The organism is Streptomyces sp. DS1-CR2 (assembly GCF_055760475.1).
Window position 1 is genome coordinate 5,809,219 of record NZ_CM147085.1, and the last position, 24,231, is coordinate 5,833,449.

Genomic DNA, 24,231 nt, shown 5'->3' on the forward strand with positions numbered 1-24,231 from the left:
AGTTGTGAGCGATACCATATCGAATGAGCGGATGGGTGGTATTTTGTGTGCATGGCCGCTGACGTTCCTCACCAAGACGCCGCCTCGCGTGCGACCGATCGTCCTGGGGACACGTCCCCTTTCGCTCTCGGACTGCTGCTGCGCCGGGCGCACTGGCGCGCGGCCACGGTGATGGCCGAGGCGCTCAGACCGCTCGGCATCGAGCTGAGGCATTTCGCCGTGCTGATCGAGCTGGTCAACCACGGGCCCACGGTGCAGCGGGACCTGGCGGCTGCGACGGGATCGGACAAGGCCGGAATCATGCGGGTCGTGGACGACCTGGAGCGCAAGGGGCTGGCTGTACGCAAGGCCGTTCCGGGGGACCGGCGGGCGCGAGCGGTGGAGATCACGCCTCAGGGACTCGAACTTTTCGACGCGGCCCATGCGGCGGCGGAACCGCTGGCTGAGCGCCTGGTCATCGAACTGGGGCCCGGCGAGCCCGCGCAGCTGGCAGATCTGCTGACGCGGATCACCTATCCCGAAGGCGGGGGCGCGTAAGCGCTGTCGCGGTCGGCCCGGCGCCAAGACGCCGCCCTCACGGTCGGAGAGAGTGCAGGCACCGAGGGCGCCGTGTGACGTTCTGGGGTGAGCCGTCACACGGCGTCTACGGGCCCGGAGGTTACGCGGCGAGGCGCTCCGCGAGTTCGTTGGCCTTGATGGTGGCGTCCTCGAACGCACGCCGGCGGGAAGCCTCGTAGAGGGGGACCAGTTCGGACATGGCCGGGTTGCTGGGTGCCATGGTGAGTTCCGGGACGATGAAGTCGAGGTCCAGACCGAGGGTGCCCGTGAATACGGCCTCCAGGTAGTTCTGTACGAACTCGTAGCCCTCGCGCGGGGTGCCCGGCGCGTAGGAGCCGCCGCGGCTGGCGACGACGATGACGGGCGTGCCCTGGGCGGAGGGGGTCTCGCCCGCCGTGCGGCCGAGCAGGAGCACGTTGTCCAGCCACGCCTTGAGGGTCGACGGGATCGAGTAGTTGTACATGGGGGCGCCGATCAGCACGGCGTCCGCCTGCTCCAGCTCCTCCATGAGCTTCACGCGCGCGGCGAACGCGGCGGACTGCTCCGGGGTGCGCTCGGACGGGGCGGCGTAACCGGCGGACCAGGCGTCGGCGGTGATGTGCGGGACGGGGTTCGCGGCGAGGTCGCGGTAGATCACCGTGCCCTGCGGGTGCTGCTCTTCCCAGGTCTTGCGGAAGGCGGCCGTGACCGAACGGGACGAGGACGCCTCGCCGGGAATTACGGACGAGTCGATGTGCAGCAGCGTGGCCATGGACTTTCTCCAAAGAAGACGGGTGCCCGAGGCGGGAGACCAAGGGCCGGGGATTCATGCCCGATGATAGTCGCATGCGAGATAGTAGCAACTGATACCATTGCGAGTGTAACTAGATGATCCCGTATGGAGGAGAGTGATCATGGACGTCTATGAGGCGGTCGCCAGTCGACGAGCGGTGCGCGGATTCACCGACCAGCCGGTCACGAGGCAAGTGCTGGAGCGCGTGCTGTCCGCCGCGGCGTGGGCGCCGTCCGGTTCGAACCTCCAGCCCTGGCACGCCTTTGTGGTGACCGGCGAGCCGTTGGCCGAGGTGAAGAAGCGCGTCGACGAGCGCCTGGCCGCAGGTGACCCCTGGGACGAGCCGGAGTACGAGATGTACCCGCCCGCACTGACGTCCCCCTACCGCGAGCGCCGGTTCGCGTTCGGCGAGCAGCGTTACGGGGCGCTCGGCATTCCGCGCGAGGACATAGAGGCGCGCCAGCGGGCCGCTGCCGCGAACTGGGACTGTTTCGGTGCGCCCGCCGCCTTGTTCTGCTACATCGACCGCGACCTGGGGCGGCCTCAATGGTCCGACGTCGGGATGTATCTGCAGACCGTCATGCTGTTGCTTCGCGCCGAAGGGCTGCACAGTTGCCCGCAGATGGCATGGGCGAAGTTTCACAGGACCGTCGCGGAGGTCCTGTCACCCCCGGACGAGCTCATGCTCTTCTGTGGCATGTCGATCGGATATGAGGACGTCACGGTGAGTGACGCCCGTACAGGCCGGGCGCCGCTCGACGAGACGGTCACGTTCGTCGGCAGTCCGTGACGCCGCCCACCTGCTCAACCGGGCAAGGCGCCGTTTCCTGCTGGACGGCCCGTCGCGGGAGGCGATGCGCGCGGACGCGCAGGCGCACCTGTCCCTGACCGAGGACGCAGGCGAGCACCTTGCCCGGCTCACCCGCGACCCGCCTCATGTCGCGGATATACGCCCATCTGTGGCCGGGCAAAAAAGGACCGCACCCGGACCGTCATGGACGCCGTGCTCGGCGGCCTGCGGACCGGGTGCGGACAGGTAGACCAGACGATCGAAGAAATCGCAGGTCAAGCGGCATGATCGAAGATCAGGCCTTCTTCGTCTCCCAGAAGATCTTGTCGATCTGGGCGATGTAGTCCAGAGCCTTCTGGCCCGTCGCCGGGTCGCTCGACGCCTTGGCGGCCGAGAGGGCCTTCAGGGTGTCGTTGACCAGCTGGCTGAGCTCCGGGTACTTCTCGAAGTGCGGCGGCTTGAAGTAGTCGCTCCACAGCACCGACACGTGGTGCTTGGCGAGCTCGGCGCGCTGCTCCTTGATGAGGATGGCGCGCGTCTGGAACTGAGGGTCGTCGTTGGCGGCCATCTTGTCCTGGACGGCCTTGACCGACTCCGCCTCGATGCGGGCCTGGGCCGGGTCGTACACGCCGCAGGGCAGGTCGCAGTGCGCGCTGGCCTTCACCTTGGGGGCAAACAGGCGGGAAAGCATGTAGCTGTCCTTCCTCGTGATCGTCTTCTCAGGTGGGACATTACTCCGTGACCGAGGCGATTTCTCGGGTGCCCCCAGGGGCTTAGGACAAAAGTCCAGGGCCAGACTGGGACTGGTGGAGGATGGGACCGGACGACCGGCGGGCAGAACCGGGGAGGATGTCTGATGCCTGAGACGGCGGAGGAGACGCGGGAGGCCAGGGTGCCGTTCCAGATCATCGAGGTGGACGGGCCGTCGATGGTGCCCACGCTGTATCCCGGCGACTGGATGCTCGTGCAGCACGGCGCGCGGGTACGGCCGGGGGACGTGGTCATCCTGCGGCACCCCTTCCAGCAGGATCTGCTCGTGGTGAAGCGGATCTCCGAGCGGAGGGAAGGGGGTTGGTGGGTGCTCGGCGACAACCCCGACGCCGGCGGCGACAGCGAGGTGTACGGGACGGTGCCCCACGACCTCGTGCTCGCCAAGGTGCGCGGGCGCCTGCGCCGCCGCAAGCCGTGGGTGGAGGGCGAGCGTCAGCTGTCCGTCGCGGCCGTGGCCACTTGGGCGTTCTCGGCGCTGCGGCCCGTGCTGTCCGACCGGTCCGCCTCGGCGCGCTTGCGGGCGCGGTAGGCCGCCACGTTCGCGCGGGTCGCACATCGGTCCGAGCAGTAGCGCCGGGAGCGGTTCGTCGACGTGTCCAGGTAGGCGTTGCGGCACGGCGACGCCTCGCACAGGCCGAGGCGGTCCACGCCGTACTCCGTGAGGTGGAAGGCGAGGCCCATCGCGGCGATCGCCGCGTATCCCGCTGTCGCGTTCGACGGGTGGTCCGCGAGGTGCATGTGCCACAACGGGCGGTCGTCGTCGTCCCGGTGGTCGTGTCCGGAGATCTGCGGGCTCACCGGGAACTCCAGGAGGAGCGAGTTCAGCAGGTCGACCGCGAGTGTCTCGTCGCCGTCGTGCGCCGCCTCGAAGACCGAGCGCAGGCGCGCCCGTACGCCGCGGAAGCGGGTCAGGTCGGCGTCCGTGGCGCGCCGGGCCGCCGACTGGTTGGCGCCGAACAGGTCGCGCACCGCCTCGACCGTGGTCAGGGAGTCCTTGCCACGACCCGGCTCCTCGCTGTTGACCAGACGTACGGCGTAGTCCGAGTAATAGGCCAGTTCCACTTGTAGTCCTTACCGGGGCGGTCTATCTTCGTCGATGACGGGAGTAATGGCTGCTCTTACTTCGAGGGTATTACGTACGGGAGGGTTCTCGATGACGGGATCTACGGAAACCGCCGGATTCACCGCCGACTGGCGCGCCTGGCAGGACAGCTGGGACCGGCAGCAGGAGTGGTACATGCCCGACCGCGAGGAGCGGCTGCGGGTCATGCTCGACATGGTGGAGGCCTTCACCGGGCCCACGCCGCGCGTGCTCGACCTCGCGTGCGGTACGGGAAGTATTACGGACCGGCTCCTGAAGAGGTTCCCCGGAGCCACCAGTGTCGGCGTCGACCTCGACCCCGCGCTGCTCGCCATCGCCGAGGGCACCTTCGCCGACGACGACCGCGTCACCTTCGTGACCGCCGACCTCAAGGACCCGCACTGGGCCGCGCGGCTGCCGCACACCTCGTACGACGCCGTCCTGACCGCCACCGCCCTGCACTGGCTGCACAACGAACCGCTCGCCACCCTCTACGGACAGATCGCCGCCCTCGTCCGCGACGGCGGCGTCTTCATGAACGCCGACCACATGATCGACGACACCACGCCCCGGATCAACGCCGCCGAACGCGCCCACCGCCACGCGCAGATGGACCGCGCCAAGGCCTCCGGCGCCCTCGGCTGGGCCGAGTGGTGGGCCCTCGCCGCCAAGGACCCGGTACTCGCGGGACCCACCGCCGAGCGCTTCGAGATCTACGGGGAGCACGCCGACGGCGAGACCCCGTCGGCCGACTGGCACGCCCGCACCCTGCGCGCCGCCGGGTTCGGCGAGGCCCGCCCCGTCTGGCGCTCGCCCTCGGACGCGCTGGTGCTCGCGGTCAAGTAGCGCTGCGCATGGGCGCATACAGGAGGGGGCGGTGCGGACGCCATGTCCGTACCGCCCCCTCCCGCTGCGTGCGCGGAGTTACAGCACCTTCGACAGGAAGGCCTGCGTGCGCTCGTGCTGCGGGTTCGTCAGGACGTCGCGCGGGTGGCCCGACTCGACGACCACGCCGCCGTCCATGAAGACGAGGCTGTCGCCGACCTCGCGCGCGAAGCCCATCTCGTGCGTCACGACGATCATCGTCATGCCGGACTCGGCGAGGTCACGCATGACGTCGAGGACGTCGCCGACGAGCTCGGGGTCGAGCGCCGAGGTCGGCTCGTCGAAGAGCATCAGCTTCGGGTCCATCGCGAGGGCCCGGGCGATGGCGACGCGCTGCTGCTGGCCGCCGGAGAGCTGCGAGGGGTAGTTCTTGGCCTTGTCGGCCAGGCCCACGCGCTCCAGGAGCTGTCCGGCCCGCTCCCGCGCGGCCGACCGGGACTGGCCCTTGACCTGGACCGGCGCCTCCATGACGTTCTCGAGAGCCGTCAGGTGCGGGAAGAGGTTGAAGCGCTGGAACACCATGCCGATGTCCCGGCGCTTGAGCGCGACCTCGCTGTCCTTCAGCTCGTAGAGCTTGTCGCCCTTCTGCCGGTAGCCGACCAGTTCGCCGTCGACGTAGAGCCGGCCGGCGTTGATCTTCTCCAGGTGGTTGATGCACCGCAGGAAGGTCGACTTGCCGGAGCCGGAGGGGCCGATGAGGCAGAAGACCTCGCCCTCCTTGACCTCCAGGTCGATGCCCTTGAGGACCTCGACGTTGCCGAAGGACTTGTGGACGCCTTCGGACTTCACCATGGCGGTCATGCCGTGACCCCCTTACGGCTCGAGAGCGACAGCAGGTTCGCCTTGATCTTCTGGAACGGCGTCGGAGGAAGCGTGCGGCTGGAACCGCGGGCGTAGTAACGCTCCAGGTAGTACTGGCCGACGCTGAGGATCGACGTCATGATCAGGTACCAGGCGGCGGCGAGGAAGAGCATTTCCACCGGGGAGCCGGAGGTCTGGCCGATGTCCTGGGCGTACTTCAGCAGTTCGTAGTACTGCACAGCAGAGACCAGCGAGGTCGTCTTCAGCATGTTGATGACCTCGTTGCCCGTGGGCGGCACGATCACGCGCATCGCCTGCGGGATCACGATCCGGCGCAGGGTCTTGGCGTGGCTCATGCCGAGGGCGTGCGAGGCCTCTGTCTGGCCCTCGTCGACCGAGAGCAGGCCGGCGCGGCAGATCTCGGCCATGTACGCGGCCTCGTTCAGGCCGAGTCCGAGCAGCGCCGTCAGGAACGGCGTCATGAACGAGGACCAGTAGTCCTTGTAGATCGGACCGAGGTTGATGTACTCGAAGACCAGGCCCAGGTTGAACCAGACGAACAGCTGGACCAGGACCGGGGTGCCGCGGAAGAACCAGATGTAGAACCAGGCGATCGATGAGGTCACGGGGTTCTTCGACAGGCGCATCACGGCGAGCATGATGCCCCCGACTACGCCGATCGCCATGGACAGGGCTGTCAGCAGCAGGGTCTGGCCGACGCCCTTCATGATGCGCTGATCAAAGAAGTAGTCCGGGATCGCACCCCAGTTGATCTTGCCCTGGGCGAACGCGTAGATGATCGCGGCGAGCGCGGCGATCGCGACGACGGCGGCCACATAGCGGCCGTAGTGACGGACCGGGATGGCCTTGATGGCCTCGGGTCCCGCCTTGGGGGGCGGCGGGACGTCCTCGGGCCCGTCCGTCTTGTCGATGTCAACAGACACGGGTGTTGCCTTTCAAACGGCTGGGTGACGAGAGGGGCGCGGTCACTTGCCGCCGTTGACGGCGGCTTCCTTGACGGCGCCGGCCTCGACGCCCCACTTCGCGATGATCTTCTCGTACTCGCCGTTCTTGATGAGGGCGTCGAGCGCGGCCTTCAGGGCGTCCCGCAGCTGGGTGTTGCCCTTGGCGACCGCGATGCCGTACGGGGCGGCCTCGACCTGGTCGCCGACGATCTCGAAGTCCTTGCCGCCGCCCGAGGTCTTCACCGCGTACGCGGCGACCGGGAAGTCGGACGAACCGGCGTCGGCGCCGCCGGAGCGCAGCCGGGTCTGGGCCTGCTGGTCGTTGTCGAAGGCCTCGATGGAGAGCTTCTTGCCGCCCTTGCACTTCTTCGCCTCGGCCTTGGCCAGGTCGTGGGAGACCGTGCCGCGCTGGACGACGACCTTCTTGCCGCACAGGTCGGACCAGGTCTTGATGCCCTGGGTCTTGCCCTTCGGCGTGTAGATCGAGACGCCCGCGTTGAAGTAGTCCACGAAGTCGACGCCCTCGCCGACCTTCTTGCCGGTGTCGGAGTCGACACCGTTCTGCCGGTCCGCGGTGTCCGTCATCGCCGACATCGCGATGTCGTAGCGCTTGGAGCGCAGACCGGTGATGAGGGTATCGAACGTGCCGTTCTGGAACTCGAACTTCACGCCGAGCTGCTTGCCCATGGCGGCCGCGAGGTCGGGGTCGATGCCGGCGGTGTTGCCGGACTTGTCCTTGAACTCGACCGGCGCGTACGCGATGTCCGAACCGACCGTGATGACGCCCTTGTCGCGGAGCTCCTTGGGGAGCTTGCTCGCGAGCGGAGCGCCCTTGGTGGAGTCGGCGGGCGCGCTCTTGTCCTTGGTCTGGTCACCGCAGCCGGACAGCAGCAGAGTGCCTGCGACCGCGATCGCGCCGACCACGGCAATCCGGGACTTCGCGGACTTCGCTGCGGTCGAACGACGGGTGGTGCTTGCGGTCATTTCTGGTTCCTCCGGCAGGGTGAGGGAGTAGCCGATGCAGAGATCCGGCACACATCTTCGAGTGTCGCGACCTCGTGTGATTACGGCATCTTGCCATTCGGACCGGGCCATTCAGGGCCCCTGCTATGTCAAAATCGGATAACGGGTTACCCCCCTACCGCTCCCAGACCCCGACAGGCCGGTACATCGCGCCAACGGGTGAGCGAACATCTGCGGTGATACCGCTGTCCGGCCGGAAGATCTGCGGCCACGCGGGCGGTGTCTCACCATGTGAGCGACGCACCGTCGGCTTTGAGGTCGGCTTGAGGTCCGGCCCCCATGCTCGGATCCTCGGCTATGAGTCATGTCACCGCGCTGTGATCGATCACAAATGGACTCGTCCGGGGCGGCGTCCGTCAGGTAAGAAGGTTCTTTACACCCCTCATCCGGGGCTCAGGGCGCGCGTGCGGCGCGCCCATCGCGTACTGACCCGTACGAGTGCAAGACACCCGACATGTGGGTCATACGCGGTGCCCGCCCGTTCCTCAACCAGGAGCGGACCCACCCTCAACTGATGATTAAGACTTAAGGGGTCATACAAGTGGCAGCGGAGATCGTCAATCCTCGCAGCGACGCCGGTTCCGGCCAGGCCAGTGCGGGCCCGGCGCATACCGGCAATGAAAGCACCGAAGAGCCCTTCGATCCGGCCTTCGCGCTGCACCGCGGCGGCAAAATGGCCGTGCAGGCCACCGTGCCGGTGCGCAACAAGGACGACCTGTCCCTGGCGTACACGCCGGGTGTCGCGAAGGTGTGCTCCGCGATCGCGGAGAATCCCGAGCTCGTCCACGACTACACGTGGAAGTCGTCCGTCGTGGCCGTCGTCACCGACGGCACCGCTGTGCTCGGCCTCGGGGACATCGGTCCCGAGGCGTCCCTCCCGGTGATGGAGGGCAAAGCGATCCTGTTCAAGCAGTTCGGCGGCGTCGACGCGGTGCCGATCGCGCTCGGCACGACCGACACGGACGAGATCATCGAGACCGTCGTCCGGCTCGCTCCCTCGTTCGGCGGTGTGAACCTCGAGGACATCTCGGCGCCGCGCTGCTTCGAGATCGAGCGCAGGCTGCAGGAGCGGCTCGACATCCCGGTCTTCCACGACGACCAGCACGGCACCGCCGTGGTCACGCTGGCTGCGCTGAAGAACGCGGCCAAGCTCAGCGGGCGCGCGCTCGGCGAGCTGCGCGCCGTGATCTCGGGCGCCGGCGCGGCCGGTGTCGCCATCGCCAAGTTCCTCCTCGAGGCGGGGCTCGGCGACGTGGCGGTCGCGGACCGCAAGGGCATCGTCAGCCGCGACCGCGAGGACCTCACGGACGTCAAGCGCGAGCTGGCCGAGCTCACCAACAAGGCCAACATCACGGGTTCGCTCGAGACGGCGCTCGCCGGCGCGGACGTGTTCATCGGCGTCTCCGGCGGTACGGTCCCGGAGCCCGCGGTCGCCTCGATGGCGCCCGGCGCCTTCGTCTTCGCGATGGCCAACCCGAACCCCGAGGTTCACCCGGACGTGGCGCACAAGTACGCGGCGGTCGTCGCGACGGGGCGCTCCGACTACCCGAACCAGATCAACAACGTCCTCGCCTTCCCCGGCATCTTCGCCGGTGCCCTTCAGGTGCGGGCGTCGCGGATCACCGAGGGCATGAAGATCGCGGCGGCCGACGCGCTCGCCGACGTGGTCGGTGACGACCTGGACGCCGGGTACGTCATCCCCTCGCCGTTCGACGAGCGGGTCGCTCCCGCGGTGACCGCGGCCGTCGCCGCCGCCGCGCGCGCCGAGGGCGTCGCCCGACGCTGATCACGCCGCAGGCCCCGACCGCGCCCCGTGCGCCACGGATCGACTCCGTGGGACACGGGGCGCGGCGCGTGTCACAGCCCTACGGTGTTCCGCGCGGCACCCCGCGGACCTATGGTCAAGGTCATGTTCGCTGCCTACGCCGCCCGAATCGACCGTGACCAGCCGCTGAACGGCCTTGAGTTGGGGGATCGCCCGGCCCCCGAGGCCCGCCCCGGCTGGACGACCGTGAATGTCAAGGCCGCCTCCCTCAACCACCACGACCTGTGGTCCCTGCGCGGGGTCGGACTCGGTGAGGACAAGCTCCCGATGATCCTCGGCTGCGACGCCGCCGGGATCGACCAGGACGGCAACGAGGTCGTCCTGCACTCCGTCATCGGCCAGGCCGGTTACGGGGTCGGGGCCCGGGAGGGCCGGTCCATCCTCACCGAGAAGTACCAGGGCACCTTCGCCGAGCAGGTGACCGTGCCCGAGTGGAACGTACTGCCCAAGCCGAAGGAGCTCAGCTTCGAGGAGGCGGCCTGCCTGCCGACCGCGTGGCTGACGGCGTACCGGATGCTGTTCACCAACGCCGGTGTGCGGCCCGGTGACTCCGTGCTGGTGCAGGGCGCCGGCGGCGGGGTCGCCACGGCCGCGATCGTCCTCGGCAAGGCGGCCGGTCTCAAGGTCTTCGCGACCAGCCGCGACGAGGCCAAGCGCAAGCGCGCCCTGGAGCTCGGCGCCGTCGAGGCCGTGGAGTCGGGTGCGCGGCTGCCGCAGCGCGTGGACGCCGTCATCGAGACGGTCGGCGCGGCCACCTGGTCGCACTCGATCAAGTCGCTCAAGCCCGGTGGCACGGTCGTCATCTCCGGCGCCACGAGCGGGGACCGCCCCTCGCACGCCGAGCTGACCCGCGTCTTCTTCCTGGAGCTGAAGATCGTCGGCTCCACGATGGGCTCGAAGGACGAGCTGGAGGACCTGCTGTCGTTCTGCGCGGCCACCGGTGTGCGTCCCGTGATCGACGAGACCCTCCCGCTGGACCGCGCCCGCGAGGGCTTCGAGCGGATGGAGGCCGGCGGCCAGTTCGGCAAGATCGTGCTGACGGTCTGACCTCGACTGGCCTCGACTGACCTCGGCGGGCCTGTGAGGGTCGAGGGGCGGCGCCCCTCGACCGTCCTCGCCGTGGGCCTCACCGCGGGTCAGCCCTTGGGTGCCTGCAGGGAAGCCCCGATGTGCGCCGCCGCCTCCGACAACCGGCTCCTGGCCTCGCGGAGTTGATCCTCTGTCACCCCGTGGTCCCTGGCCGCGTCGCGGATGTCGTCGCGGAAGCGGTCGAGGAGACGGTCCAGATCGCGGGCCGGGTCACCGGTCGAGTCCTCGTGGGTCCATGACGGCAGATACTCCGCGGGGATGTCCCCATGAGTGACCCGCACCTCGGGCCCGGCGCTGTCCGAACGGGCCGCGCCACCCGTCTCCTTGCCGAAGTACTTGCCGAAGTCGCCGAACTCCCTGGCCAGTTCGCTCAGGCCCTCCCGGACCCCCGTGGGCCAGTCGCCCTGCGCGAAGTGGTCCTGGACCTGGTCCTGCACCCGCTGCGCCAGACGCTGGACCTGCTCCTGCGCCTGCTCGCGCGCCTGCTCCTGGGCCTCCTTGGCCTGCCGGCGCGCCCGCTGGGCCTCCTCGCGGGCCCGGCGGCTCTCGTCCTTCGCGCGCCTTGCCTGCTCCTTCCACTCCTGCCGGGCGCGGCGCAGCTCCTCCTTGGCCGCGCGCCACGCCTCCTTGTCCCCGAAGTCCTGGAAGTCGCCGAACGGGCTCTGCCGCTCACTCTTGCGCGTGGTCGTACCCGACCCGTTCCTCGCCTCCGAGGCGGCCGCCCGCATCTCGCGGCGCAGATCGCCCGCCGCGCCCCGCACGTCGTCCCGGATCTCGGCGGCGAGCTCCGCCACGGACTCGCGGATCTCCAGCTCCAGGTCGGCCAGCTCACCGCTGCGGTCGGCCAGCTCGGCGCGGCCCGCGTCGGTGATCGAGTAGACCTTTCTGCCGCCCTCCGTGGTGTGCGTGACCAGGCCTTCGGCCTCCAGCTTCGCCAGGCGCGGGTACACCGTGCCGGCTGAGGGGGCGTACAGGCCCTGGAAGCGTTCCTCCAGGAGCCTGATCACCTCGTACCCGTGGCGCGGGGCCCCGTCGAGCAGCTTCAGGAGGTACAGGCGCAAGCGGCCGTGGGCGAAGACGGGGGGCATGTCAGAGCACCTTCTTGTCGGCCGGGACGCCGGCGGCGGCGTCAGTGGCGGGGGAGTCCTCGGCGGGGGGCTGTGTGCAGTCCTCCGCCGGAGGCCGCCGTAGGAGCGCGATCGATCCGGAGACCGTGGTCGCCTTGAGCTTTCCGCGGCCTGTGCCGAGCCTGCCCGTGATGCTCTTGGCGCCCCAGTGGCCGCCGACCCGCAGATCCTCGAAGGCGTTCGACACGGCTCCGCTCGCCGTGTTCGCCTCGACCTCCGCGTCCGCTGGGTGCGGGAGGCGGATCGCGATCTCGCCCGAGACGCTCGTCAGGTTCACATCCGTCGCCCGGTCGGCCGGGTCGAGGTCCACGATCATCGAGCCGCTCACCGATTCGGCCCGCACGGAGGGGCCCGCGCCCTCGACGACGGTCAGGTCACCGGACACGGAGTTGAAGCGCAGGTCGCCCGTGACCGCCTGGGCCTCGAGATTCCCGGAGACGGTGTCCGTGCGCACGTCGCCCGCGACGCCGACCAGTGTCGTGTCACCGGTGACGCCCTTGACCTCCGTACGTCCCTGTATCCCGGAGACGACCGCGCCGGCGCCGACGACGCCGACCTCGACTCCGGTGCCCGCCGGGACCGCCAGGGACACGACGGCGCTGCGGCGCCAGCCCTTGCGGTCGAGCCACTTGAGGAAGCCCTTCCAGGGCAGGTCGTCGTACGCGACGGTCAGCACGCCGTCCGCCAGGGTCACCTGGAGCGGCGGGCCCTCGATCCCGGACACCTCGAGGCGGGCGGAACCTTCGTCTGTGCCCACGACGTTCACCGTTCCGTTGACGATGCGTACGTGGAGCGTCGTCACGGGCTCGTCGAAGGCGAGTTTGTGGGGCTCTGCCACGGACCACTCGGGCATGGTGCGACCTCCTCGGCGGGACGGCTCGGGAGCGAACGCGCTGTATCGCACCCTCGTGAGACACGATATATCGCGGATACGGAAAGTCAAGACAGTCGCGACTGGATTCCGTCGTACTGGCCATCCCGCACAGGGGCATTCAGGGGCCAAACCTCACAAACTGACCTAGCGTTGAGTCCATGCCGTCCGACGCCACCGCCGACTCCGCCGGCACCCCCGCCCCGCAGGCCAGGGCCGCGGGAGCGCTGCTGCTGTGCCGCGCCGACCCCGCCACCGTCGGCCCCGCCGCCCAGCTCCTGCGCGAACGCATGCTCCTCGCCCAGGCAGGACCCGAGTGGAGCGTCCTGATCCCCGAGGGCAAGCCCGGGCTGCACGGCGGTGAACCGGTCGACAGCGTCCTCGCGGGCTGGGCCGCGGCCCTCGCCGTCAGCGCCCCCTGGCCGGTGCTCGCCTTGTGGTGGGACGCCGAACGCAGCGGCTACACCCTCGCCTCCGGGTTCCGCCGCCCCGTCGGCTACGTATGGCTGGCGAACGGCACGCCCGTCGGCGAGGACGAGGCCATGCGCACGTTCGCCGCGCGCCTCGGCCTCGACCCCGTCCTGGACATGCTGTCGCTGGAGGCCCTCACCCGGCCCGACAGCGCGGCGGACGCCCGCGCCCGCCTGCTCGGCCTGCTGGCGGTCCTCACGCGCGCGGGGCTGACGCTCCCGCCGGGCATGAGCCCCGGTGAACCCGCCGACCGGCTGCGCGCGGTCGCGCGCGTGCAGCCCGGCGCCGAGTACGTCGTGTGGTCGGGCTGGCGGGACGCCGTACGCGCGGAACTCGACGTCGTCGAGCGCGGTGCCATGGGGCCCTGGCTGCGCGGCCCCAAGGCGCGCACAGCGGCGGCGGGCCAGCTCGCCGTGGGCATCCCGCTCACGGTCTGGGGCCTGCGCCGACGCGGCATCGGCCGGGCGGTCGCGGGCACGCTCCTCGTCGTGCACGGCGCGCTCGGCCTCGCCTACGACCGGCTGCGCGCCTGGGACTGAGACCTGCCCGGGACCGGCTACTCCTCGTCGTCGTCCTCGTCGAGACGCGCCAGCCACGTGGCCAGCCGCTCGACCGGCACCTCGAAGTCCGGGTTCAGATCGACGAACGTGCGCAGCTGCTCGGCAAGCCACTCGAAGGTGACCTCCTCCTCGCCGCGCCGCTTCTCCAGTTCCTCGATGCCGCGGTCGGTGAAGTACATGGGCCAGTCGCTCCTGGGGTGATACGGACGTGGGGCCCGGGACGATGTCCCGGGCCCCACAATCGTACGTACGAGGTCAGGCTGCTCAGGCCTCGAAGACCTCGCGCACCAGCTGCTCCTGCTCCGCCTGGTGGCGCTTCGCCGAGCCGACCGCCGGGGACGAGCCGTGCGGCCGCGAGATGCGGCGCAGGCGCTCACCGTGCGGGACGTCGGCGCCGACCGCCAGATCCAGGTGGTCGATCAGGTTGAGGGCGATGAAGGGCCACGCGCCCTGGTTCGCCGGCTCCTCCTGCGCCCACAGGTACTTCTCCGCGTTCGGGTACTTGGAGATCTCCGCCTGGAGCTCGGCACCCGGAAGCGGGTACAGGCGCTCGATGCGGATGATCGCCGTGTCCGTCACGCCGCGCTTCTGACGCTCGGCATCGAGGTCGTAGTAGACCTTGCCCGCGCAGAAGACGACCTTGCGGACCGCGGCCGGGTCCACCGAGCCGTCGCCGATGACGGGACGGAAACCGCCCTCCGTGAACTCCTCCGCCTTCGACGCGGCGGCCTTGAGGCGCAGCATCGACTTCGGGGTGAAGACCACCAGCGGCTTGTGGTGCGGGTTGTGCACCTGCCACCGCAGGAGGTGGAAGTAGTTCGACGGGAGCGTCGGCATGGCGACCGTCATGTTGTTCTGCGCGCACAGCTGGAGGAAGCGCTCCGGGCGGGCGGACGAGTGGTCCGGGCCCTGGCCCTCGTAGCCGTGCGGCAGGAGCAGCGTGACGCCGGAGGTCTGGCCCCACTTCTGCTCGGCGGCCGAGATGTACTCGTCCACCACCGTCTGCGCGCCGTTGACGAAGTCGCCGAACTGCGCCTCCCACATCACGAGCGACTCGGGACGGGCCAGCGAGTAGCCGTACTCGAAGCCCATGACCGCGTACTCGGAGAGCAGGGAGTCGTAGACGTTGTAACGCGCCTGGTCGTCCGAGAGGTACAGGAGCGGGGTGAAGTCCTCGCCCGTCTCTCGGTCGATCAGGACCGCGTGCCGCTGGCCGAACGTGCCGCGGCGCGAGTCCTGGCCCGAGAGGCGCACCGGGGTGCCCTCGAGGAGCAGGGACCCGATGGCGAGCGTCTCGCCCATGCCCCAGTCGATCGTGCCGTCCTCGATCATCGCCGCGCGGCGCTGCAGCTGCGGCAGCAGACGCGGGTGGACGGTGACGCGGTCGGGGATGTTGACCTGCGACTCGGCGATCCGCTTCACGGTCTCCTGGGAGATCGCGGTGGTCACGGCGACCGGGAACTCGGCCTGCGGGTCGATCGCCGGAGCCGGGGCCGGGAGCGCCGTGGCCTCGCGGACCTCGGCGAACACCTTCTCCAGCTGGCCCTGGAAGTCCTGCAGCGCCTGCTCGGCCTCTTCGAGCGTGATGTCGCCGCGGCCGATGAGGGACTCGGTGTAGAGCTTGCGCACCGAGCGCTTCTTGTCGATCAGGTCGTACATCAGCGGCTGCGTGAACGCCGGGTTGTCCGACTCGTTGTGACCGCGGCGGCGGTAGCAGATCAGGTCGATGACGACGTCCTTGTTGAACGCCTGGCGGAACTCGAAGGCCAGTCGGGCAACGCGGACGACGGCCTCGGGGTCGTCGCCGTTCACGTGGAAGATCGGCGCCTCGATCATGCGGGCCACGTCCGTGGCGTACATGGAGGAGCGCGACGACTCCGGGGCGGCGGTGAAGCCGACCTGGTTGTTGATGACGATGTGGACCGTGCCGCCCGTGCGGTAGCCGCGCAGCTGCGACATGTTGAGCGTCTCGGCGACCACACCCTGGCCCGCGAAGGCCGCGTCACCGTGCAGGGCGACCGGCAGGACAGTGAAGTCCGTGCCGCCCTTGTTGATGATGTCCTGCTTGGCGCGGACGATGCCCTCGATGACCGGGTCGACCGTCTCCAGGTGGGACGGGTTCGCGGCCAGCGAGACCTTGATCTGCTCGCCGTCCAGGCCGGTGAAGGTGCCCTGGGCGCCCAGGTGGTACTTCACGTCGCCGGAGCCGTGCATCGACTTCGGGTCGAGGTTGCCCTCGAACTCGCGGAAGATCTGCGCGTACGACTTGCCGACGATGTTCGCCAGGACGTTCAGGCGGCCGCGGTGGGCCATGCCGATGACGACCTCGTCCAGGCGCGACTCGGCGGCGGAGTCGATGACCGCGTCGAGCAGCGGGATGACGGACTCGCCGCCCTCCAGGGAGAAGCGCTTCTGGCCGACGTACTTCGTCTGCAGGAACGTCTCGAACGCCTCTGCCGCGTTCAGCCGGCGCAGGATGCGCAGCTGCTCCTCGCGCTCCGGCTTGGAGTGCGGGCGCTCGACGCGGTCCTGGAGCCACTTGCGCTGCTTCGGGTCCTGGATGTGCATGTACTCGATGCCGGTGGTGCGGCAGTACGAGTCGCGCAGGACGCCGAGGATGTCGCGCAGCTTCATCATCGACTTGCCGGCGAAGCCGCCGACCGCGAACTCGCGCTCCAGGTCCCACAGGGTGAGGCCGTGCTCGGCGATGTCCAGGTCGGGGTGCTTGCGCTGGCGGTACTCCAGCGGGTCGGTGTCGGCCATGACGTGGCCGCGGACCCGGAAGGAGTGGATCAGCTCGAAGACGCGGGCGGCCTTCGTGACGTCGTCGTCGTGCGAGGCGTCGATGTCCTTGAACCAGCGGACCGGCTCGTAGGGGATGCGCAGCGCCTTGAAGATCTCGTCGTAGAACTCGCCCTCACCGAGGAGGAAGTTCGCCACGACGCGCAGGAACTCGCCGGAGGCGGCGCCCTGGATGACCCGGTGGTCGTAGGTCGACGTGAGCGTCATGACCTTCGAGATGCCGAGCTTGTTCAGGGTGTCCTGGGACGTTCCCTGGAACTCCGCCGGGTAGTCCATCGAGCCGACGCCCATGATGACCGACTGTCCGGGCATCAGGCGCGGCACGGAGTGGACGGTGCCGAGGCCGCCGGGGTTGGTCAGCGAGACCGTGACACCGGTGAAGTCGTCCATGCCGAGCTTGCCGTCGCGGGCGCGGCGGACGATGTCCTCGTAGGCCTGCCAGAACTCGAAGAAGTTCAGCGTCTCGGCCTTCTTGATGCCCGCGACGACCAGCTGGCGGTCGCCGTTGGGCTTCACCAGGTCGATGGCGAGGCCGAAGTTGATGTGCTCCGGCTTGACCAGCGTCGGCTTGCCGTCCTTCTCCGCGAAGGAGTAGTTCATCGACGGCATGGCCTTGATGGCCTGCACCATCGCGTAGCCGATGAGGTGGGTGAAGGAGATCTTCCCGCCCCGGGCGCGCTTCAGGTGGTTGTTGATGACGATGCGGTTGTCGAACAGCAGCTTCACCGGGACCGCGCGCACGGACGTCGCCGTGGGGACCTCGATGGAGGCGTTCATGTTCTTCGCGACCGCGGCGCTCGGGCCGCGCAGCGTCACGAACTCGGGGCCGGTGGGGGCCTCGGTCGCGAGCTGCGCCTTGGCGGGCGCCGGAGCCTTGACGGCGGCCGGCTTGGCGGGGGCAGCGGTGGCGGGCTTGGTGGCCGGAGCCACCGGAGCGGCCGGGGCTGCCTGAACCGGGGCCGGGGCCGGCGCCGGAGCCGGGGCTGCCGGTGCGGCGGGCGCCGGGGCAGTGCCCGCAGCCCCCGCGGCTGCGGCACCGGCGGGACCGGAACCCTGTGCGGGGGCTCCGGTCGTCGGCTGGGCCGGGGCACCCGGCTTGTAGTCGGCGAAGAAGTCCCACCAGGCTCGGTCAACCGAATTCGGGTCCTGGAGGTACTGCTGATAGATCTCGTCGACGAGCCACTCATTGGGACCGAAAGCGGCGGCAGGGCTCTTGCCCTGCGCCTCTTGGTCGGTCGAGGTGCTCGAGTTACTGGGGGACTGTGGCGACACGGCGGTAACCGCCCTCTTCCGCTTCTCACAAGGTGATGGACAGCGGGAATAAAGGCTACGCCTCCAACACCGGGACTTGCAGACCGGGCCGGTCATCCGTCGCGTAAGTCACACCGGAAGCCGTGTTTCGGCGCTGGAAATGGCGGGAAACAAGCGGGGTTCCGGTTCACCTTGGGTACGTCGTTGTACGAGTGCGGCCCGTCGGCCCGCACCCCGTGACGAATGGCACGGCGATCTTGTGCTTCCGGTTCGAACCCTACGTCAACTTTGAGCGCGGGGCAGGCCCGGAAGAGTGACCTGGATCCGGCAGCCGCGAGCCGATTCGGCCACGCCGATCCGGCCGCCGTGCAGATCCACGGCCCACCGGGCGATGGCGAGGCCGAGACCGGTGCCGCCGTCGCTGCCGGGGCCGTGCGCGGCGCCCTTCACGTGGCCGCCCCGGTTGAAGCGCTCGAAGACGCGGTGCCACTCGGAGCGGGGGATGCCGGGGCCCTCGTCGAGGACCTCCAGATCGAGCGACTCCGGGTAGAGACCGCGCCGCGCGAGCACGGTCACGCGGCCGTGCGGAGGGCTGTGTTTCACGGCGTTGTCGATGAGGTTGGCCACGACCTGGTGGATCCGCTCGGGGTCCGCGTGCGCGGTCAGCTCGGGCGGGGACACGTCCAGGTGCAGATGCACGTCGTTACGCGTGTGGGTGCCGGAGCCCGAGGCGATGCCGGCGCGCTGAGAGGCGACCATGTTGGCCTCCTTCAGGACACCCGACAGATACGGCCACACCTCGAAGCGGCGGGCCTTGAGCGGGACCACGCCGTTGTCGAGCCGGGAGAGGTCGAGCAGCGTCTCGACCAGCCGGCCCAGACGCTCCGTCTGCTTCAGCGCCGTGCGCATGGTCTCGGGGTCGGCCGCCGAGACCCCGTCCACGACGTTCTCCAGGACGGCGCGCAGGCCCGCGATCGGGGTGCGCAGCTCGTGCGAGACGTTCGCCACGAGCTCCTTGCGCTGCTGGTCCTGGGCCTCCAGGTCGTCCGCCATGCGGTTGATCGTCGCGGCCAGATCGCCGAGCTCGTCGCGCCGGTCCGCGCCACGGACCCGGCGCGTGTAGTCGCCGTGCGAGATGGAGCGGGCGACCGTGTTCATCTCGTCGAGCGGCGCGGTCAGCGAGTGCGCCACGAACTGGGTGATGAGGAGCGTCGCGATGACCGAGAAGACCGTGATGAAACGGAGCTCGGTCTGGGTGCGGACGGCGACCATCAGCAGTCCGGTCGTGATGAACACCGAGACGACGACCAGCGTGCCGAGCTTGGTCTTGATGGAGAACGGCCGCAGGCCGCCCTGCACCCAGTGGCCCGCCAGCGGCCGGGCGGCCGGGGGAGCGCCGGGCACAAGGCCCGGCGGCCCCGGCTCGTACCCGTCCGCGCCCCGTACGTCGGATGCGTCGCCGCTGCCGGTCATGGCGTCGGCGTCTCCAGCGCGTAGCCCACACCGTGCACGGTGCGGATCCGCTCGGCGCCGATCTTCCGGCGCAGCGCCTTGATGTGGCTGTCGACGGTCCGGGTGCCCGACGCGTCCGCCCAGTCCCACACCTCGGCGAGCAGCTGCTCGCGCGAGAGCACGGCGCGGGGCGTGTTGGCCAGGCAGACCAGGAGGTCGAACTCCGTGGGCGTCAGGTGGACGTCCTCGGAGCGCACCCGCACACGGCGCTGTGCGTGGTCGATCTCCAGCTCGCCGAGCCGCAGGATGCCGCTCCTGGGTGTGGCCGCCGCGAGCGCCGCGCGCTCGACCCTCCGCAGCAGGACGTGCACGCGCGCCGCGAGCTCCCGCATCGAGAAGGGCTTCGTCATGTAGTCGTCGGCACCCACGCCGAGCCCGACGAGCATGTCCGTCTCGTCGTCGCGCGCCGTGAGCATCATCACCGGCACCGGCCGCTGCGCCTGCACACGGCGGCAGACCTCGAGCCCGTCGAAGCCGGGCAGCATGATGTCGAGGATCAGCAGGTCCGGCTGCCATGCCTCGGCTGTGTCGACCGCCGCCGGACCGTCCTGTGCTGTTTGCACGAGGAATCCCTCGGCGCGCAGCCGAGCGGCGATGGCGTCGACGATCGTGGGGTCGTCCTCGACGACCAGGACCCGTCGCTGGGCACCCGGCGTAGCCGTGCTGCCGTTGTGGGAGGTGTGTGTCTGCTCCATCGCCCCGCCCCTGAATGCGCACATCCGTGTGCGCTTGACGCTTGAATGATCTGGGTTTCGGCAGTCAGCGTACGGGGAGTTACCGCGAGTCGGCTACGCAGGCCTGACCCCGAGATGTACGACGTCGGGAACGCCACGGACAACCGGGATCTCTTCGGTGCGGACCGACCGGAATCCGGCATTCCGCAAGGTTCCTTCAAAATTTGCGGAGGGCTGTGCGGACCACACGGCAAGCACGCCACCAGGGGCGAGCCGCTCCCGGCAGGCCGCGAGGCCTACCGGTGAGTAGAGGTTGTCATTACCCTCCGTCACCGTCCAGTCGGGTCCGTTGTCGATATCGAGGCACAGTGCGTCGTACGTCTCGGTCGATTTCTGGACGTACGAGACAAGGTCCGCCTCCACAATCTCCGTGCGCGGATCGGCGAGCGCGGACCGTGACTGCTCGGACAGCGGGCCCTCGCGATGCCAGTCGACGATCGCGGGCTCGCGTTCCACGACGGCGATGCGGCCCCAGCGAGAATTCGCAGCCGCGTGCGTGAGGGAGAATCCGACACCGAGTCCGCCGATGAGAATGTCCGGCGCCGGGCGGTCGTCGAGAGCGTCGAGCGCCGCGTCGACCAGGATGCGCTCGGAGCGCCCGTCGGACGTGTCCATCAGGAAACATCCGTTGGCGATGATCTGGAGCAGCGCGCCGTGGCGCCGCAGAACGACCTCTCCGAAGGGCCCTTCGCGCCGGTCGAGGACGACGGGGGCGGTGTGGTCGGTGTCGTACGGGGTGGGGTACGAGGTGGACATGGCGTCCATCCTGCCGTAACCGGCGCGACGTCTGGCAGCCCCTGGAAAGGGAGTTGGCGGCTCTCCCGCGCAGGTCCTGTAGGTCCTGTAGGTCCTGTGGATCGTGCCGCACGTGGCGCCGGTCATAGACAGTGCGGGTGCGAGGGGCGAAGGGTTGGGGCGGGCCGGAGGGGAAAGGGTGCCGCAGGTGGAGCGTGGCGTGAGGGTCGAGGCCGACGGGGCGGACGTTTCTTCCCAGGCGCTGCCTGAGGCTTCGCGTCCCTTATCGCGGCACCTGCTCGATGCCATCCCGGCTCAGGCGCCGTCCAGTGGCACGGCGCTTGATGTGACCGGCGGGCGCACGGCGCCAGAGGCCGCCGCACCCTGGCGCCGACTGCGCCCCTGGCGGCTGTTGCCCACGCCCACGGGGACGCCGTTCACGTTCGTCTACGCCGCCGTGCTCATCGGCACGTCCCTCTTCGCGCTGTTCGCCGACCCCGGCGTCGTCGCGTCCGCGCTGCGGGGTTCCAGCACCGACGTGGCGCACCTCGCGCACACGCCCGTATTCGTGCTGGTCGCGAGCGCGCTGTGGATCGCCGGTGGGATCACGTCCCCGTTCGCGGTCTGCTTCCTGGTCGTCCTCACGGCGCTGGAGCGCAGGATCGGCGGCCGGTGCACCGCCGGTGTCTTCGTCCTCGGCCACACCGTGGCGACGCTCGCCACCGAGGTGCCGGTCGGGCTCTGGGTGATGGCCGGGCATCTGCCCGAGAGCTCGCTGCACCGCCTCGACTACGGCATCAGCTTCGGCGTGGCCGCGAGCATCGGCGCCCTCGCCGGTCTCCTCACGCCCTGGCTGCGCTGGACCGTGCTCGCCGTCTTCGGCGGAATGCTGGTCGAGGACCTCATCGCGTTCACGGACCCGATGGCGAACTGGGGCCACCTCATGGCCCTGGCCATTGGCGTCGGGACCTGGCCGCTGGTGCGCCGGTGGCGGCGCGCGCCGGAATCCTCCGCGAGCTGACGCGGTCCCCCGTCCGGCCCATGGCCGTCCATGTCACAGACCCCCTCTGAACTGCGGATTTCCCTTGTCCATCCGCTGATCGCCGAGAGCGAACAGCGCCGGGGGAACATTCACGGGCTCAGCTGCATTGAGTCTGCATACCTCAACTTGACTGCTTAAGGGGAGATCATGGCTTCGACGTCCACACCGCTCACCCTGCCCGTGCTGCCGCTCGACGACGAGGTCGTGCTGCCCGGAATGGTGGTGCCCCTGGACCTCAACGACAACGACGTACGCGCCGCGGTGGAGGCCGCCCAGGCAGCGGCCCGTTCCAGCGGATCTGTGGGCGGCAGCAAGCCGAAGGTGCTTCTTGTTCCCCGGATCGACAGCACATACGCGAACATCGGCGTGCTCGGGACCGTCGAGCAAGTGGGCCGGCTCGCCGACGGCGACCCCGGCGCCCTGATCCGCGGCCGCAGCCGTGTGCGGATCGGCGCGGGCACGACCGGCCCCGGCGCCGCCCTGTGGGTGGAGGGCGTCGCGGTCGAGGAGACCGTGCCGGAGCCGCTGCCCGGCTCCGTGACCGAGCTGGTCACCGAATACAAGGCACTCGCCACGAACTGGCTGAAGAAGCGCGGCGCCTGGCAGGTCGTGGACCGCGTCCAGCAGATCGACGACGTCTCCGCGCTCGCCGACAACTCCGGCTACTCGCCCTTCCTGAGCACCCCGCAGAAGGTGGAGCTCCTGGAGACGGCCGACCCGGTCGCCCGGCTCAAGCTGGCCACCGAGCAGCTGCGCGAGCACCTCGCCGAGCAGGACGTGGCCGAGTCCATCGCCAAGGATGTCCAGGAAGGCGTCGACAAGCAGCAGCGAGAGTTCCTGCTGCGGCGCCAGCTGGACGCCGTACGCAAGGAGCTGCGCGAGCTGAACGGTGAGTCGGAGGGCGAGGAGTCCGACGACTACCGCACGCGGGTCGAGGCCGCCGACCTTCCGGAGAAGGTCCGCGAGGCCGCGCTCAAGGAGGTCGAGAAGCTGGAGCGGTCCAGCGATCAGTCCCCTGAGGGCTCGTGGATCCGCACCTGGCTCGACACGGTCCTCGAACTGCCGTGGAGCGAGCGCACCGAGGACGAGTACGACATCCAGGGCGCCCAGAGCGTCCTCGACGCCGAGCACTCGGGCCTGGAGGACGTGAAGGAGCGCATCACCGAGTACCTGGCCGTGCGCAAGCGGCGTTCCGAGCGCGGGCTCGGCGTCGTCGGCGGGCGCAGGGGCGGCGCGGTGCTCGCGCTCGTCGGCCCGCCCGGCGTCGGCAAGACCTCGCTCGGCGAGTCCGTGGCGCACGCCATGGGCCGCAAGTTCGTCCGCGTCGCCCTCGGTGGCGTACGGGACGAGGCGGAGATCCGCGGACACCGGCGTACGTACGTGGGCGCCCTGCCGGGCCGTATCGTGCGGGCGATCAAGGAGGCCGGGTCGATGAACCCGGTCGTGCTGCTCGACGAGATCGACAAGGTGGGGTCCGACTTCCGGGGCGACCCGGCGGCCGCCCTGCTCGAAGTCCTCGACCCGGCGCAGAACCACACGTTCCGCGACCACTACCTGGAGGTTGAACTCGACCTCAGCGACGTCGTGTTCCTCGCGACGGCGAACGTCCTGGAGGCCATTCCGGAGGCCCTGCTCGACCGTATGGAGCTGGTCAGGCTCGACGGGTACACCGAGGACGAGAAGGTCGTCATCGCCCGCGATCACCTGCTCCCGCGCCAGCTGGAGCGGGCCGGTCTGGACAAGGACGAGGTCACCCTCGACGAGGGCGCGCTGCGCAAGCTCGCAGGGGAGTACACGCGGGAAGCCGGCGTACGCAACCTGGAGCGGTCCGTCGCACGCCTGCTGCGCAAGGTCGCGGCCCAGCACGAGCTGGGCGAGCGCGAGCTGCCGTTCACCGTCAAGGACACCGACCTGCGGAGCCTCATCGGGCGTCCGCACCACGTGCCCGAGGCGGCGCAGGACCCGGCCGAGCGCCGTACGGCGGTGCCGGGCGTGGCCACCGGACTCGCGGTCACCGGAGCGGGCGGCGACGTCCTTTACGTGGAGGCGTCCCTCGCCGACCCGGAGACGGGCGCGGCCGGTCTGACCCTGACCGGTCAGCTCGGTGACGTGATGAAGGAGTCCGCGCAGATCGCGCTCTCCTTCCTGCGCTCGCACGGCGCCGAACTGGAGCTGCCCGTCGCCGACCTGAAGGACCGGGGCGTGCACATCCACTTCCCGGCGGGCGCGGTGCCGAAGGACGGCCCGAGCGCGGGTGTCACCATGACGACCGCTCTCGCGTCGCTGCTCAGCGGGCGCCAGGTCCGTACGGATGTGGCGATGACCGGTGAGGTGTCGCTGACCGGCCGTGTGCTGCCGATCGGTGGCGTCAAGCAGAAGCTGCTCGCCGCGCACCGGGCCGGGATCACGACGGTCGTCATCCCGAAGCGGAACGAGGCGGACCTGGACGGCGTCCCCGCCGAGGTCCTGGAGAAGCTGGACGTGCACCCGGTGACGGACGTGCGCCAGGTGCTCGAACTGGCCCTGGCCCCGGCCGCCGTGGAGGTTGCGGTCGCGGCGTGACGAC

General features: G+C 69.7%; 22 protein-coding genes. 9 read left to right on the plus strand and 13 right to left on the minus strand.

Annotation, left to right across the window (positions count from 1 at the left end; all coding sequences use genetic code 11):
- The first annotated feature begins 51 nt into the window (after positions 1 to 51).
- On the plus strand, positions 52 to 537 hold the full coding sequence (locus tag ACY0PA_RS27830; protein ID WP_473080322.1) for a MarR family winged helix-turn-helix transcriptional regulator: 486 nt from the start codon (positions 52 to 54) through the stop codon (positions 535 to 537).
- Positions 538 to 658: 121 nt separating this feature from the next.
- Here ACY0PA_RS27830 and ACY0PA_RS27835 read toward each other — a convergent pair whose 3' ends face one another.
- Positions 659 to 1,309 (minus strand): FMN-dependent NADH-azoreductase, encoded by a 651-nt coding sequence (locus ACY0PA_RS27835; protein WP_473080323.1) that lies wholly within the window; start codon positions 1,307 to 1,309, stop codon positions 659 to 661.
- Positions 1,310 to 1,451: 142 nt separating this feature from the next.
- Here ACY0PA_RS27835 and ACY0PA_RS27840 point away from each other — a divergent pair, with 142 nt between their 5' ends.
- On the plus strand, positions 1,452 to 2,120 hold the full coding sequence (locus ACY0PA_RS27840; RefSeq protein WP_473080324.1) for a nitroreductase: 669 nt from the start codon (positions 1,452 to 1,454) through the stop codon (positions 2,118 to 2,120).
- Between the two features lie 295 nt (positions 2,121 to 2,415).
- On the opposite strand, the gene sodN is transcribed toward ACY0PA_RS27840, so the two are convergent.
- Entirely contained in the window at positions 2,416 to 2,811 is a 396-nt protein-coding gene (gene sodN, locus ACY0PA_RS27845; protein ID WP_356282509.1) for a superoxide dismutase, Ni, read from the minus strand.
- Positions 2,812 to 2,976: 165 nt separating this feature from the next.
- Here sodN and sodX point away from each other — a divergent pair, with 165 nt between their 5' ends.
- On the plus strand, positions 2,977 to 3,420 hold the full coding sequence (sodX, locus tag ACY0PA_RS27850) for a nickel-type superoxide dismutase maturation protease (RefSeq protein WP_473080325.1): 444 nt from the start codon (positions 2,977 to 2,979) through the stop codon (positions 3,418 to 3,420).
- Here sodX and ACY0PA_RS27855 read toward each other — a convergent pair.
- Entirely contained in the window at positions 3,324 to 3,953 is a 630-nt protein-coding gene (locus ACY0PA_RS27855) for a CGNR zinc finger domain-containing protein (RefSeq protein WP_473080326.1), read from the minus strand. The genes sodX and ACY0PA_RS27855 overlap by 97 nt on opposite strands.
- Positions 3,954 to 4,044: 91 nt before the next feature.
- Here ACY0PA_RS27855 and ACY0PA_RS27860 point away from each other — a divergent pair, with 91 nt between their 5' ends.
- Complete coding sequence (locus tag ACY0PA_RS27860; protein WP_473080327.1) at positions 4,045 to 4,818, plus strand: class I SAM-dependent methyltransferase; 774 nt, start codon at positions 4,045 to 4,047, stop codon at positions 4,816 to 4,818.
- Positions 4,819 to 4,896: 78 nt separating this feature from the next.
- Here ACY0PA_RS27860 and ACY0PA_RS27865 read toward each other — a convergent pair whose 3' ends face one another.
- From ACY0PA_RS27865 to ACY0PA_RS27875, 3 genes are read right to left on the minus strand one after another with little or no spacing between them, the layout of a single operon-like run.
- Positions 4,897 to 5,658 (minus strand): amino acid ABC transporter ATP-binding protein, encoded by a 762-nt coding sequence (locus ACY0PA_RS27865; protein WP_473080328.1) that lies wholly within the window; start codon positions 5,656 to 5,658, stop codon positions 4,897 to 4,899.
- The gene (locus tag ACY0PA_RS27870) at positions 5,655 to 6,602 is read right to left on the minus strand and encodes an amino acid ABC transporter permease (protein WP_473080329.1); all 948 of its coding nucleotides are present in this window, start codon (positions 6,600 to 6,602) and stop codon (positions 5,655 to 5,657) included. Before ACY0PA_RS27870 ends, ACY0PA_RS27865 begins: the two co-directional genes overlap by 4 nt.
- Positions 6,603 to 6,644: 42 nt before the next feature.
- On the minus strand, positions 6,645 to 7,607 hold the full coding sequence (locus tag ACY0PA_RS27875) for an ABC transporter substrate-binding protein (protein ID WP_473080330.1): 963 nt from the start codon (positions 7,605 to 7,607) through the stop codon (positions 6,645 to 6,647).
- Between the two features lie 580 nt (positions 7,608 to 8,187).
- Here ACY0PA_RS27875 and ACY0PA_RS27880 point away from each other — a divergent pair.
- Both ACY0PA_RS27880 and ACY0PA_RS27885 read left to right on the plus strand, forming a co-directional pair.
- The gene (locus tag ACY0PA_RS27880; RefSeq protein WP_399969681.1) at positions 8,188 to 9,432 is read left to right on the plus strand and encodes an NADP-dependent malic enzyme; all 1,245 of its coding nucleotides are present in this window, start codon (positions 8,188 to 8,190) and stop codon (positions 9,430 to 9,432) included.
- Between the two features lie 123 nt (positions 9,433 to 9,555).
- A complete protein-coding gene (locus tag ACY0PA_RS27885) occupies positions 9,556 to 10,518 on the plus strand; it encodes a zinc-binding dehydrogenase (protein ID WP_473080331.1) in 963 nt (320 codons plus the stop codon).
- Between the two features lie 89 nt (positions 10,519 to 10,607).
- On the opposite strand, the gene ACY0PA_RS27890 is transcribed toward ACY0PA_RS27885, so the two are convergent.
- Positions 10,608 to 11,648 carry a PadR family transcriptional regulator gene (locus tag ACY0PA_RS27890; protein WP_473080332.1) on the minus strand — a complete coding sequence of 347 codons (1,041 nt, stop codon included), beginning with the start codon at positions 11,646 to 11,648 and terminating at the stop codon, positions 10,608 to 10,610.
- A 1-nt stretch (position 11,649) separates the two neighbouring features.
- On the minus strand, positions 11,650 to 12,540 hold the full coding sequence (locus tag ACY0PA_RS27895; protein ID WP_473080333.1) for a DUF4097 family beta strand repeat-containing protein: 891 nt from the start codon (positions 12,538 to 12,540) through the stop codon (positions 11,650 to 11,652).
- A gap of 179 nt (positions 12,541 to 12,719) precedes the next feature.
- Here ACY0PA_RS27895 and ACY0PA_RS27900 point away from each other — a divergent pair, with 179 nt between their 5' ends.
- A complete protein-coding gene (locus tag ACY0PA_RS27900; protein WP_473080334.1) occupies positions 12,720 to 13,568 on the plus strand; it encodes a hypothetical protein in 849 nt (282 codons plus the stop codon).
- A gap of 17 nt (positions 13,569 to 13,585) precedes the next feature.
- Here ACY0PA_RS27900 and ACY0PA_RS27905 read toward each other — a convergent pair whose 3' ends face one another.
- The 5 genes from ACY0PA_RS27905 to ACY0PA_RS27925 all read right to left on the minus strand — a co-directional run bounded on the left by ACY0PA_RS27905 (position 13,586) and on the right by ACY0PA_RS27925 (position 20,644).
- Positions 13,586 to 13,768 (minus strand): DUF6104 family protein, encoded by a 183-nt coding sequence (locus ACY0PA_RS27905; RefSeq protein ID WP_473080335.1) that lies wholly within the window; start codon positions 13,766 to 13,768, stop codon positions 13,586 to 13,588.
- Between the two features lie 85 nt (positions 13,769 to 13,853).
- The gene (locus tag ACY0PA_RS27910) at positions 13,854 to 17,663 is read right to left on the minus strand and encodes a multifunctional oxoglutarate decarboxylase/oxoglutarate dehydrogenase thiamine pyrophosphate-binding subunit/dihydrolipoyllysine-residue succinyltransferase subunit (protein WP_473080336.1); all 3,810 of its coding nucleotides are present in this window, start codon (positions 17,661 to 17,663) and stop codon (positions 13,854 to 13,856) included.
- Between the two features lie 261 nt (positions 17,664 to 17,924).
- Positions 17,925 to 19,046: a HAMP domain-containing sensor histidine kinase gene (locus ACY0PA_RS27915; RefSeq protein WP_473086453.1), complete on the minus strand. Its 1,122-nt coding sequence runs from the start codon at positions 19,044 to 19,046 to the stop codon at positions 17,925 to 17,927.
- Between the two features lie 65 nt (positions 19,047 to 19,111).
- Complete coding sequence (locus tag ACY0PA_RS27920; protein WP_116510033.1) at positions 19,112 to 19,849, minus strand: response regulator transcription factor; 738 nt, start codon at positions 19,847 to 19,849, stop codon at positions 19,112 to 19,114.
- Positions 19,850 to 19,942: 93 nt separating this feature from the next.
- Positions 19,943 to 20,644 carry a spermidine synthase family protein gene (locus tag ACY0PA_RS27925; RefSeq protein WP_473080337.1) on the minus strand — a complete coding sequence of 234 codons (702 nt, stop codon included), beginning with the start codon at positions 20,642 to 20,644 and terminating at the stop codon, positions 19,943 to 19,945.
- A gap of 325 nt (positions 20,645 to 20,969) precedes the next feature.
- Here ACY0PA_RS27925 and ACY0PA_RS27930 point away from each other — a divergent pair, with 325 nt between their 5' ends.
- Positions 20,970 to 21,644 (plus strand): rhomboid-like protein, encoded by a 675-nt coding sequence (locus ACY0PA_RS27930; protein WP_473080338.1) that lies wholly within the window; start codon positions 20,970 to 20,972, stop codon positions 21,642 to 21,644.
- Positions 21,645 to 21,812: 168 nt separating this feature from the next.
- Positions 21,813 to 24,227: an endopeptidase La gene (gene lon, locus ACY0PA_RS27935; RefSeq protein WP_473080339.1), complete on the plus strand. Its 2,415-nt coding sequence runs from the start codon at positions 21,813 to 21,815 to the stop codon at positions 24,225 to 24,227.
- Positions 24,228 to 24,231: the final 4 nt, after the last annotated feature.